The 12,585-nt window shown below is 42.2% G+C and carries 16 protein-coding genes; all 16 read left to right on the top strand.

What is annotated here, in order from left to right:
* Nucleotides 1-7: 7 nt before the first annotated feature.
* On the top strand, nt 8-766 hold the full coding sequence (locus tag DWX65_RS02970; RefSeq protein WP_022242443.1) for a hypothetical protein: 759 nt from the start codon (nt 8-10) through the stop codon (nt 764-766).
* A gap of 3 nt (nt 767-769) precedes the next feature.
* Nucleotides 770-1,831: a MucBP domain-containing protein gene (locus DWX65_RS02965; protein WP_199535022.1), complete on the top strand. Its 1,062-nt coding sequence runs from the start codon at nt 770-772 to the stop codon at nt 1,829-1,831.
* A 1-nt stretch (nt 1,832) separates the two neighbouring features.
* On the top strand, nt 1,833-2,309 hold the full coding sequence (locus DWX65_RS02960) for a signal peptidase I (RefSeq protein ID WP_242997789.1): 477 nt from the start codon (nt 1,833-1,835) through the stop codon (nt 2,307-2,309).
* A 10-nt stretch (nt 2,310-2,319) separates the two neighbouring features.
* Nucleotides 2,320-3,291, top strand: coding sequence for a transglutaminase domain-containing protein (locus tag DWX65_RS02955; RefSeq protein ID WP_242997788.1), 972 nt, complete (start codon nt 2,320-2,322; stop codon nt 3,289-3,291).
* 15 nt (nt 3,292-3,306) lie between these two features.
* Nucleotides 3,307-4,359: a type II secretion system F family protein gene (locus DWX65_RS02950; protein WP_117946686.1), complete on the top strand. Its 1,053-nt coding sequence runs from the start codon at nt 3,307-3,309 to the stop codon at nt 4,357-4,359.
* A 13-nt stretch (nt 4,360-4,372) separates the two neighbouring features.
* Entirely contained in the window at nt 4,373-4,720 is a 348-nt protein-coding gene (locus DWX65_RS02945) for a hypothetical protein (protein ID WP_117840813.1), read from the top strand.
* Between the two features lie 17 nt (nt 4,721-4,737).
* A complete protein-coding gene (locus DWX65_RS02940; protein WP_158552059.1) occupies nt 4,738-5,226 on the top strand; it encodes a DUF4860 domain-containing protein in 489 nt (162 codons plus the stop codon).
* Nucleotides 5,227-5,236: 10 nt separating this feature from the next.
* On the top strand, nt 5,237-5,692 hold the full coding sequence (locus tag DWX65_RS02935) for a hypothetical protein (protein WP_117698197.1): 456 nt from the start codon (nt 5,237-5,239) through the stop codon (nt 5,690-5,692).
* The gene (locus DWX65_RS02930; RefSeq protein ID WP_117946684.1) at nt 5,685-6,176 is read left to right on the top strand and encodes a hypothetical protein; all 492 of its coding nucleotides are present in this window, start codon (nt 5,685-5,687) and stop codon (nt 6,174-6,176) included. Before DWX65_RS02935 ends, DWX65_RS02930 begins: the two co-directional genes overlap by 8 nt.
* Before the next feature lie 19 nt (nt 6,177-6,195).
* Nucleotides 6,196-7,251, top strand: a complete 1,056-nt coding sequence (locus DWX65_RS02925) for a type IV pilus twitching motility protein PilT (RefSeq protein ID WP_022242452.1) — start codon at nt 6,196-6,198, stop codon at nt 7,249-7,251.
* 115 nt (nt 7,252-7,366) lie between these two features.
* Complete coding sequence (gene rplS / locus DWX65_RS02920) at nt 7,367-7,720, top strand: 50S ribosomal protein L19 (protein WP_022242453.1); 354 nt, start codon at nt 7,367-7,369, stop codon at nt 7,718-7,720.
* Nucleotides 7,721-7,945: 225 nt separating this feature from the next.
* Nucleotides 7,946-8,533, top strand: coding sequence for a signal peptidase I (gene lepB / locus DWX65_RS02915; RefSeq protein WP_197420859.1), 588 nt, complete (start codon nt 7,946-7,948; stop codon nt 8,531-8,533).
* Between the two features lie 30 nt (nt 8,534-8,563).
* Complete coding sequence (gene ylqF, locus DWX65_RS02910) at nt 8,564-9,415, top strand: ribosome biogenesis GTPase YlqF (RefSeq protein WP_117840819.1); 852 nt, start codon at nt 8,564-8,566, stop codon at nt 9,413-9,415.
* A 48-nt stretch (nt 9,416-9,463) separates the two neighbouring features.
* Nucleotides 9,464-10,027: a signal peptidase I gene (gene lepB, locus DWX65_RS02905; protein WP_117840820.1), complete on the top strand. Its 564-nt coding sequence runs from the start codon at nt 9,464-9,466 to the stop codon at nt 10,025-10,027.
* A 35-nt stretch (nt 10,028-10,062) separates the two neighbouring features.
* Nucleotides 10,063-10,833 (top strand): ribonuclease HII, encoded by a 771-nt coding sequence (locus DWX65_RS02900; RefSeq protein WP_118172759.1) that lies wholly within the window; start codon nt 10,063-10,065, stop codon nt 10,831-10,833.
* A 38-nt stretch (nt 10,834-10,871) separates the two neighbouring features.
* A complete protein-coding gene (gene fliK / locus DWX65_RS02895; RefSeq protein ID WP_158564689.1) occupies nt 10,872-12,584 on the top strand; it encodes a flagellar hook-length control protein FliK in 1,713 nt (570 codons plus the stop codon).
* The last annotated feature ends 1 nt before the right edge of the window (nt 12,585 follow it).

The raw sequence follows: 12,585 nt of genomic DNA, 5'->3' as shown, positions 1-12,585 counted from the left end.
GACTGAGATGAAGAGAAAATGGATTGGTATCATGGCAGCTCTGGCTCTGGTTGCAGCAGCCCCTGTTCAGGTACAGGCAGAAGAGTTTTCCGGCGGTGATGACTGGAACGTAACGTTTGATGGAGAAAAATTAAACAGCACATTTAAAAATGCAGATATTGATGATGCGATATATCAGCTTCAGCCGGGAGATACGGTAAATATCAGACTGGAGTTAAAGAATACCTATGATGGGGATACGCAGTGGTATATGACAAATCAGGTATTACAGAGCCTTGAGGATTCACAGAGTGTGGCTTCCGGAGGAGCGTATTCGTACATACTTTCTTTTACGGCTCCGGATGGAAGTAACCGTATTTTATACAGCAGTGAAAATGTAGGTGGAGATACGGTAGGAGAAAGTGGTGAAGGTCTTCACCAGGCAACCAATGCAATGAAAGATTATTTCTATCTGGATGAGCTTGCGAAAGGTGAAAAAGCAGAGATTGCACTAACCGTAAAGCTGGAAGGTGAGACACAGGGAAATACCTATCAGGATACCCTGGCAAAATTGCAGATGAATTTTGCGGTAGAATTATTATCCAGTGGTTCAACACCATTGTCGAATCATGTCGTTATTAAAACGGGTGACAATAATCAGGTGCTTCTTTTTTCGGCACTTGCTCTGGCGGCAGGACTTGTTTTAGTCGTACTTTTTGTTGTGAGAGTGAAGAGGACACGAAAAGAAGATGAGGCAGCTGAAAATCGGTTGGAAAAGGAGGAGTAAGGGATGAAGAATAAAATAAAAGAAAGAATGGAACGTATTCTTCGCGGAAGTATTTTATTTACAACATTACTTACACTGGCATTTCCGGTACAGGCATGGGCAAAAGTTGGTGGAAATGAAACAGAATATACCTATACAGTAACGTTATGCTCTGGAAATCAGGGATATTTTTCAGATACGAATGGAATTACAGTAGACAATCATATAACAGGTTCTTCTTATCAGATTGAAAAGGAAAGCCAGGGAGAAAAAATAAAAATCAGTGGACTGAAATATGGTGACCGGGTTATGGTTCGGGCACAGTCCTGTATTCAGCTAAAGGAAGATGGAAAATATTATATTGGTGGAATCCGGGAGAGCGGAAGGGATAATAATACTGTTGGAAAATCTGCCTTTGTGGTAGAATCTGATCAGGAGTATGTAGCAGCATATGCAATTGCGGGAAATATGGTAGCATATACTGTGAATTATCAGGATGCCAATGGAAATGCACTTTCAGACAGTGAAACCTTCTATGGTGCAGTGGGTGACCAGCCGGTGGTGGCGTTTAAATATTTTGAAAATTATCGTCCGCAGGCATATAATCTGACGAAAACCTTAAACAGCAATGAAGCGGAAAACATTTTTACGTTTGTATACACGGCGGATACACAGAGTGCGGCAAACAGTGCAAATGCCGGAAATGATGCAAATGCGGCAAACAATGCAAATGCAGCAAACAATGCAAATGCAGCAAACAATGCGAATGCAGCAGATGATGCCAATGCGGATAATAATCAAGGGGCAGATGGAAATGTAAATATTCCGGATGAAGAGACTCCGCAGGAACTGGTAAATCTTGATGATGAGGAAACTCCGTTAGCAGATATGCAGCAAAAGGATGAGAAGACCAAAAGACCGGCAGGAAATATGCCATTGCTGATTGGTGTAGCATCAGCGGCAGTTGCAGGACTTGTGGCTCTTACTGCTTTTGCATTACGAAGAAAGAAAATGAATGTCAGAGCAGAGGCATTAACGAATGGGAAAAACAAAAAGAAAAAAGAGGACAATAGCCAGAATCTGTAGTATGATAGGAGTATCTCTTCTGATATTGGTGATTCTGATTTGCATACCATTGACATTACCAAGGCTTACAGGGTTTGATATTTATACAGTTGTAACCGGAAGCATGGAACCGGCGATTCCGGTAGGAAGTCTTATTTATGTCAGGGAAGAAGCACCGGCAGAACTTACGGAAGGTGAAGTTGTGGCATATCGGAGCGATACAGATGCGGGAATTATCATTACCCATCGTGTGGTGAAGAATCAGGTGGTGTCCGGTCAGCTGATTACCAAAGGAGATGCAAATGAAGCGGAGGATATTTCCCCGGTTTCCTATGCACAGGTAATTGGAAAAGTAACCCTGACCATTCCGGTATTAGGAGGGATATTTGCAGCTATGGTAACCTTTTACGGTAAAATTGTAATCGTCTCAGTTGTATTACTGGCGGCAATTTTATTATATATAGGTACAGATAGCAGGAATATACAGGAAAAGGAATAGGTGTGTTGTCATGCAGAGGCAGAAGAGCCGGCACAGTAAGAAATATTACCTGATAGTATGGATGGCCGCAGGGCTATTGCTGATGAGCTGTGCATTGGGAGGTTGCGGCGGAGAGAAGAATTCTCCGGAACAAAGCAGCAATGATACCGCAAAGGGAAATCGTGATGCGACAGCAGAAGTATTACATCCGGAGGCTTCCGGGGAAGTGGCTTATGGGACAGATCAGATTGCCATTGATGCATCGCATGCATCCGATGGTTATGTGATGCTTAATTATACCGGAACCAATGAAAAAGTGAAATTCCAGATAGAGACACCGGAAGGGGAAGCATATACCTATCTGGTGACAAAGAATGGAACGTATATTGTATATCCACTGACACAGGGAAGCGGTACTTACCAGTTGACCTTATATGAAGCTGCATCAGTAGAAGAAAATTTGTATGCAACAGCATTTACCCAGAGTATTGATGTTACCATTACGGATGAATTTGTCCCATTTCTGGCACCTAACTGCTATGTGGATTTTGATGAGAATTTCAAGGCGGTAAAGAAAGGGGAAGAACTGGCAGCAGGCTGCGGCAGTGACCTTGATGTAGTAACCAACATTTATCATTATGTAATTGAAAATATTACATATGATGAAGAAAAAGCAGAGAATGTTGCATATGGATATGTGCCGGATGTAGATGAAACACTTTCGTCCGGAAAAGGAATCTGTTTTGATTATGCAGCATTGATGGCAGCGATGCTTCGTTCGCAGAGAATTCCAACCAAACTTCAGGTAGGATATGCGGGTGAGGCTTATCATGCGTGGATCAGCTGTTATGTGGATGAGATAGGCTGGGTAGATAATATAATATCTTTTGATGGAAAGGACTGGTCTCTTATGGATCCGACCCTGGCAGCCAATAATGATGATGATACCGTAAAAGATTATATTGGCGACGGAAGCCGTTATATTATAAAGTACACATATTAAGAGAGGAAGAAAAGTATGGGAAAAAGTAAAAAACAGCAAAAGCTGTCAAATCTTGAATGTGCATCTTTTTGCAGCCAGATGACAATGGTTCTGCATGCAGGCTTTCCGGCAGTTGAGGGGGTGTCATTATTACTGGAAGATGCAAAGGATGTGCAGGAAAAGGCAATACTTCAGGTAATGTATGATGAAATGATAAATACAGGACTGTTATATCCGGCACTGGAAAAGACCGGTGTATTTCCGGATTATCTTCTTCAGATGGTTAAGATAGGAGAAGAAACAGGTACACTGGATGATGTTATGAATGGGCTGACTCACCATTACGAGCGTGAGGATGAGATCGAGAAGAGTATTAAAAGTGCACTTACATATCCTTTGATTATGGTTGCTATGATGATAGCTGTAATTGTGATACTTTTGACAAAAGTAATGCCGGTATTTGAACAGGTATTTCACCAGTTAGGCAGACAGATGACCGGATTTTCCGGTGGTATGCTGGCATTGGGAAAAACAATTTCGAATTATGCAATTGTATTCATTGCAATAGCGACGGTAATCGTTGGAGTATTTGTTTATTTTGTAAAGAGCAGCAGAGGACGAAGAGCGTTTGCCGGTTTTAGCAGAAAAATGCACTTGTTTCATGGCTTATACGATAAAATCGCAGCATGCCGTTTCGCAGACAGCCTGTATCTGACTTTAAAGAGTGGACAAAATCCGCAAAAGGGACTGGAATTTGCAGACGAATTGATTGCAGATAAGAATTTTTCGAAGAAGATTAAGAAATGCAGCCAGAAAATGGAAGAGGGCGAGGATTTTGCAGCAGCAGTAGGCGGTGCCGGAATATTTGAGGGCTTGTATGAGAGGATGCTGGTGATTTCCGGGAAAACCGGAGAGACCGATGAAACATTAGAGACGATAGCAAGACAGTATGAAAGAGAAATTGATCAGAGAATGTCTTCTTATATTGCAATATTAGAACCGACACTTGTAATTATTTTGTCTGTTATTGTCGGAATGATACTGTTATCCGTGATTCTTCCGTTGATGGGAATTATGGCAGGACTGTAAGAAGGAGATGCATATGGAAGGATTTCGTCGAAAGAGGCTTTTTTTTCATGAAAAAAGGCATTCTGTCTGGGCAAAGATATTATTTACGGTGGCCATTTCCTGTTGTATTATTTTATTGACCTGCCATGGATTGAACCGATTGATGGCGGATAGTAAAGAGGAGGAAAAACGTTCTTTAGAAGAGGCTCTGCAGAGGGAAATCGTGCAGTGTTATGTGCTGGAAGGACATTACCCGGACAGTCTTTCGTATCTGGAAGAACAGTATGGTTTTTCCTATGATAAGGAGCAGTTTTTTGTGGACTACCAGCTGCTTGGAGCAAACATTATGCCGGATGTGACAGTAATTGAGCGCAAGAATTAGAGTGAAGAGGGATGAATATGGCAGAGAGTACCGCCAGAAAACATACAATTGATATATTATTTCCATGGGCATTGTTTGGGCTGCTGGCAATCTGCGGACTTCTGGTGCTTATCCTGGCAGCAGATATTTATCAGGATACGACGACTATGGCAGATGAAAATTATGAAAGCAGAACAGTATTGTCTTATCTTACGGAGAAGATTCATCAGAATGATAATGGGACAGTTACTATTGGTTCGGTAGATGGAACAGACAGTCTTATTATCCGTCAGGATTATGATGGAGAAGAATATTGCACCTATATTTTTGAAGAGGATGGCATGTTGAAAGAGCTTTTTGTCCGGTCCGGAACTGCTGTAAGTACAGCGGATGGAAAGGCAGTCATTCCGGTTGAAGATTTTAAAATGGAAGCTTTGGAAAATGGATTATTGCATTTTTCCTGTACGTCGGAAGATGGGAGAAAAATGGATACTGTGGTGGCTGTTGTCGGCAGAAGACAGGAATAGAGGAAGGCATATGATAGAAGGGCAGGCAAGACGTTCCGGGGTATTTTTACTGGAACTTATGATATCGATTTTATTTTTCTGTATTGCTGCAGCGGTGGGATTGCAGCTATTTGTAAAATCCCATTGCATCAGTGAAGATGCAGGAAATATGAATATGGCAGTACATAAGGCTGCAGCGGCAGCAGAAGTATTCCGCTCCGGAACAGATATGGAAGATTATCTGAAGGAAGAGTATTCTTATTATGAGAAAGAGGATAATACATTTTTGGTATCCTTTGCTGCTGACTGGGAGAACTGTAAGACGAAAGATGCGGAATATACCCTGTGGATTACACTGGGTGAAGCGAAGCAGCGGATGGTCGGTCATTTTGCAGTAAAGCAGAAGGACGGGGAGAAAGATAAGATTATTTATGAAGTGGAACTAAAGAGAGTAATCAGTCAGAGAGAGGCGGCAGAAGATGAGTAAGAGTGCATTATACGAAGAAAAACGCAGACCGCGTATAGCCAGTCCTTTTGGATACTCTTTTTTGTTAGTGGTAGTATTGATTCTGACTTTTTTATTATTCGCAGTGTTGTCATTATCTTCGTCCCTGCGGGATTATAAATACAGTAAACGGGCGGCAGATAAGATGAGTGCCTATTATGAAGCATGTAACAAGGCAAATGATGTCTTAGCAGAGATAGATGCTATTCTGGAAGAATCCGAAAATAAAGAAATGGCGCTGCAGGAAATTTCCGGATTGCCGGAGGTGAAGGATGCAGCTGATACCATAAGCTTTTGTGTGCCGGAGACGGACACCCAGGAGTTACGTGTAAAGCTTTCAATTACGGAAGAGACGGATAGAGAGACAGGAAAAATGCTGGAATGGAGCATATTAGAATGGAAAGAAACTGCTACTGATGTAAGACAGGAGGAAACCAGACTTCCGTTGATGGAGCAGCAGAAATAAAGAGATTGGTGGGAAAATTATGGATGTAAAAGAAGTATTACGAAAAGCAGTAGAGGAACACGCATCAGATATATTTATTATAGCCGGACTTCCGATATCATATCGTTCGAATAATGTAATTATAAAAGAAGAGGGGGAGCGGTTGATGCCTCCTGAGACAGAAAATTATTTAGAGCAGATATATGAACTTGCGGACCATCGTGATATTGACCGGTTGTTAAAGCATGGGGATGATGATTTCTCTTTTGCGGTGCAGGGACTGTCAAGATTCCGTGTCAGTGCTTATAAACAAAGAGGTGCTTTATCAGCAGTGGTTCGTGTGATTACCTTTGATTTGCCGAAGCCGGAGGACATTGGAATTCCACAGAATATCATTGACCTTGGTCTGCAGCCAAAGGGAATGGTATTAGTAACAGGACCGGCAGGAAGTGGTAAGTCTACCACGTTAGCCTGCATGGTAGATGCACTGAACCGCCGGTGTGCCAAGCATATTATTACGTTAGAGGATCCGATTGAATATCTGCACAGCCATCAGCATGGAATTATCAGCCAGCGTGAGATAAATGTAGATACTGAAAATTATGTAACGGCATTACGTGCATCCCTGCGGCAGAGTCCGGATGTGATTCTTCTTGGAGAAATGCGTGATTACGAGACGATTGGTGTTGCCATGACAGCGGCAGAGACAGGACATCTTATTATATCCACCTTACATACCATAGGAGCGGCTAATACCATTGACCGTATCATTGATGTGTTCCCGGCAAATCAGCAGCGGCAGATTGCAGTACAGCTTTCCATGGTGCTGCAGGCGATTGTTTCCCAGCAGCTTGTGCCGGATGTGAATGGCAATGTAATCCCGGCATTTGAAATTATGACTGTGACACCGGCAATCCGCAATATGATTCGTGAGAATAAAGTGCCACAGATTGACGGCGTTGTATATTCCTCGAACCGGGAAGATATGATATCTATGGACAGCAGTCTTTTGAAATTGTATCAGGAAGGAAAGATTACAAAAGAGACAGCACTGGTTTATGCATCCAATCCGGAAATGTTACAGAAACGCTTATAAAAATAGCTTGACGAGGCATAGAGAACATGATACAATACAACAGTTGTGAATAGGCGATGGTCCTCTGTTGCAAATGAATGCATTAAGAACATCAAAATATACAGGAGGTCACAAAATGAACGCAAGTGAAATTATTAAGAACATTGAAGCAGAGCAGTTAAAGGCAGATGCACCAGAGTTTCGTGTAGGAGATACCGTTAAGGTTTATGCGAAAATTAAAGAAGGAAACCGTGAAAGAATTCAGGTTTTCGAAGGTGTTGTATTAAAGAAACAGGGCGGAAGCAACCGTGAGACATTTACCGTTCGTAAATTCTCTAATGGTGTTGGCGTAGAGAAGACCTGGCCATTACATTCTCCTAACGTAGAGAAGGTTGAAGTAGTAAGAGCTGGTAAAGTAAGAAGAGCTAAGCTGAATTACTTAAGAGGTCGTATCGGTAAGAAAGCAAAAGTAAAAGAGTTAGTAAAATAAGAATCTGTCAGAGGGACGTGCCAATGTGTATCGTCCCTCTTGTTGTATTTACGCGAGTAGCGAGAGAAATCGCATGCTTGCATGCAGATTTGGCGAGCACCGCGATAACTCGAGAAACTCGCAAAGCGTGTTTCTTGTAGTTACCACGTATTCGTAAGAAGCTGCCGGTGGCAGTTTCTGCAGATATATCGAATGATATTCAGGTAAGAAGGAGAACATAAGATTATGCGTAGAGGAAGCGTTCGTGGTCTGAATTTTGGCAGACGCAGAAAGAAAATAAATGTACCACTGCTGAAGGAAATCGGCACCTGGGTAATTGAGATTGCAATTGTCCTGGTGATTTCATTTGTATTTGTATATTTTATCGGACTTCGGACCACTGTGGTAGGACAGTCCATGAACCCTACGATAGAGAACGGAGAAGAGATTCTGGTTAATCGTTTTGTTTATAAACTGAAGAAACCAAAAGCAAATGATGTTATTGTATTTCTTCCAAATGGAAATGAAAAGTCGCATTATTATGTAAAGCGTGTCATTGGGGTGCCGGGAGATAAGATACAGATAAAGAATGGAGCAGTCTATGTAAATGGAGAGCTGTTTGATGAAAAAGTAGATACAGCTGCCATTGAAGATGCAGGACTGGCATCCGAAGAGATTACGGTAGGGGAAGATGAGTATTTTGTATTGGGAGATAACCGCAACAGCAGTGAGGACAGCCGTTATGCCAATATTGGAAATGTAAAACGGGAATATATTATAGGAAAAGCATGGTTCCGGATTTCTCCGCTCCGGAAAATCGGTTTTATCAAATAGAAGAACAGTAAGGGAAGAGAGGAAAATAAGATGCAGTTTCAATGGTATCCGGGACATATGACGAAAGCAAAACGTCAGATGCAGGAAGATATAAAACTGGTAGATTTAGTAATAGAGCTGGTGGATGCAAGAATTCCGGTGAGCAGCAGAAATCCGGATATAGATACCCTGGGAAAAGGAAAAGCCCGTCTGATTTTGTTGAACAAATCTGACCTTGCAGATGAAAGAAAAAATGAAGGCTGGACAGAGTTTTTTAAGAAAAAGGGCTATTATGTAGTACGCATGGATGCCAGAAATAAAGGAAGCATGAAGCAGGTGTCTGCAATTATAGCAGAAGCCTGCAAGGAAAAGACGGAGCGTGATTTACGAAGAGGAATCAAGAACCGTCCGGTGCGGGCTATGGTAGTGGGAATCCCGAATGTGGGAAAATCCACCTTTATCAATACTTTTGCAGGAAAAGCCTGCGCCAAGACCGGAAATAAGCCGGGTGTAACCAAGGGCAAGCAGTGGATTCGCCTGAATAAGAATGTAGAACTTTTGGATACACCGGGTATTTTATGGCCAAAGTTTGAAGACCAGAGCGTTGGGTTAAGACTGGCACTGATAGGTTCTATCAAAGATGATATTTTAAATATTGATGAACTTTCACTGGAACTGATTCAGATTCTGCGGGAAGAGTATCCGGGTGTATTAAAGGAAAGATATGGAATGGAAGAAGAGGGAACACCGGCAGAGATGTTGGAGAAAATTGCCTTAAACCGTGGCTGTATCAAAAAAGGAAATGAAGTAGATTATGCCAAAGCCGCTGCACTGGTGCTGGATGAATTCCGTACTGGAAAGCTCGGTAAAATTTCACTTGAAAAACCGGAAGTGGAAGCATAAGATAAAAATAAGAATAGGAATCAAAAAGAGTTGGAGCAAGACGGAGATATGAAGGAAGAAGAACACGGCAAAAGAGGAAAGGCGGTAAGGGAAAGTGTCAGTTTCATACTATATCTCATTGTGATTGTGGTACTGACATTTTTGATGATACGTTATGTTGGACAGCGGACCAGAGTGGATGGTTCGTCCATGGAAAATACCCTTACCAATGGAGATAATCTGATTGTAGATAAGATATCCTATCGGTTTCATGAACCGGAACGTTTTGATATTATTGTATTTCCGTATCAGTATAAGGAAGACACTTATTTTATCAAACGGATTATCGGAATGCCGGGAGAAACGGTACAGATTACCGATAAGGGAGAGATATTGATTAACGGAGAAGAACTGGTAGAATCTTATGGAAGAGAGGTTATTAAAGACCCGGGACTTGCATCAGACCCGATTACATTAGGTGAGGATGAATATTTTGTGATGGGAGATAACCGCAATTACAGCAAGGACAGCAGGTTCCCGGATGTTGGAAATATCAAGCGGGCGGATATCATAGGAAAAGCATGGCTTAGAATCTATCCATTTGATAAAATTGGATTTATCCGGCATCAGTAATAAAAACGAAAGAGCAGTCAGAGGATAAAGTGATTATGGCAGAAGAGAAGAAAATCGGAGCAATCAAAGAAGAGTTACAGGCAGCAGAAGACAGTATGCTGCCTGATTTTATAGCAAGATATGAAAAAGATGAACGAAGCGGCGTAAAGACCCTTGTGGAAAAAGCACGAAAGCGGATACAGAAGCTTGAGACAGAGTATGCCCGGATTGAAAATCTGAAAAAGTATGAAAAAGAATATGCGGATGCCGGTTATATCTGCGGTATAGATGAAGTGGGAAGAGGTCCGCTGGCGGGGCCGGTTGTGGCAGGAGCTGTGATTCTGCCAAAGGATTGTGACATTTTATATATCAATGATTCCAAGAAACTCAGTGCATCCATGCGTGAAAAACTCTATGATGAAATTATGGAGAAGGCAGTGGCAACAGGAATTGGAATGGTAGGTCCGGGGCGGATTGATGAAATTAATATTTTGCAGGCTACTTATGAAGCTATGCGGCAGGCTATAACGAATTTGAAAGTAAAACCCGATATATTATTAAATGATGCGGTGACAATACCGGGAGTAGATATCCGTCAGGTTCCGATTATCAAAGGAGATGCAAAGAGCATTTCCATTGGAGCAGCCAGTATCATTGCAAAGGTAACAAGGGATCGCATGATGGAAGAATATGCGAAAATTATGCCGGAATATGGATTTGCGGATAACAAGGGTTATGGCTCCGCAGCCCATATTGCAGCAATCAAAGAATATGGACCAACACCAATTCACCGGAGAACCTTTATTAAGAATTTTTACAGTGAATAATTCCAAAGAAATTGGCAATGCAGAGTGGAGTGATTGATATGCAGATTTCAGACATGTTAGCACAATACAACAGAAGTTCGGCTACCGGAGCTACAGCAACAGCCCCGCAGCAAGGGGTTCAGCAGCTGGTATCAGCCGTACGGGAAATGACGGTAGGAAATGTATTTGAAGGAACCGTAAATGATATCAAAAACGGAACGGTTACGCTTGGACTGGCAAATGGTCAGACTGTTCAGGCGAGAATAGCAGCAGGCGTACAGTTAGCCGTTGGTCAGGCGATGTTTTTCCAGGTGAAATCCAATGATGGAACTACCGTTGAAATTCGACCTTATACCAATGGAAATCTCAATAATCCGACGTTGTTAAAGGCACTGGATGCAGCAGGCATTCCGGCAGAACCAAGAATGATAGATATGGTCAATTCCATGATGGAAGAGCAGATGTCCATTGGCAGGGAAAGCCTTATGGATATGGCACGCAGTATTTCTGCATATCCGGATGCGGATATTAAGTCACTGGTATTGATGCATAAGCTTGACATTCCGATGTCAGAAGAATTTATCCGGCAGTTTGAAAATTATAAATCTGATCAGGCGGCAATCACTTCACAGTTTGATGATGTCTTGGAAAGCATCGGAAAATTATATCAGAACGAAAACCTTTCCGAGACAGAGGCATTGGAACTGGGAAGCCGAATCTATCAGGTGTTGAAGCAGGATGGTTCTTTGGATATGTCTGTAATTGTAAAAGAGGGAGTACAGAAAGGAAGCTGGAGTCCGGTGGAACTTCAGGAAGGAGCCATACTGGAAGGAGCGTCAGAATTTGCTGCCACAGAAATCACAGGAACGGAATTAGCAGAAGCTGAAACGATAGCAGGATCCATAGAAGAAACATTAGATGGCGTGCAGTATTATGCCAGGGGCAGTGTCGGCGCATTGTTTACAGAGGGGCAGATGAAGGATTTTTCAAATCTTCTGAAAGAATTTCCACAGCTTGCAGGCAGTAAATTATTTACCGCAGAGGGGACTTTAAACGGAAATCTTTCTACAGGTGCATTTCTAAAAGAACTGCATCAGGCACTGGATGAGATAATGGGTTTAACCGGAGGTTCTGCAAAGAAACTGTTTTCCAGTAAAGAGTATCAGAAAGTGCTGGAATATGAGGTAAAACAGCAGTGGACACTAAAACCGGAAGAAATCAAAGGGGATGCTGTTAAGCATCTTTATGAGAAGATGGAAAATCAGATGCAGAAGATGCAGGAGCTGGTGCAGGAATCTGGTCAGAGCAATACTTCCCTTGCGAAAGCAGTAAGTAATCTGCAGGGGAATATTGAATTTATGAATCAGATTAATAATGCCTATCATTATGTGCAGATTCCCCTTCGGATGTCAAATCAGAATACCCACGGAGATTTATTTGTCTATACTAATAAGAGTGGTGTGGACAGACCGGATGGCGAACTGAGTGCTTTTTTACATCTTGATATGGATAACCTTGGTGCAACGGATGTGTCTGTGCGGATGAAGGATAGAAAGGTGCATACGAATTTTTATCTGGAGGATGAGAAATCCTATGATTTAATCGAAGAACATATGGCTGAGCTGATGCAGCGGCTGCAGGAGAAAGGATATTCCTGTACGGTACAGGTGGAGAACCAGTCCGGAAAGAAAAATCTGGTTGAAGATTTTATGCAGCAGGAGCATCCGTCAGTCGGAATCCTGCATCGGTATTCCTTTGATATGAGGGCGTAAT

The sequence above is a fragment of the Roseburia sp. AF20-18LB genome, from assembly GCF_003461185.1.
Lineage (GTDB): Bacteria > Bacillota > Clostridia > Lachnospirales > Lachnospiraceae > Roseburia_C > Roseburia_C amylophila.
Note: the sequence above shows the minus strand (reverse complement) of the source record. Positions and strands in the feature narration are given on the sequence as shown.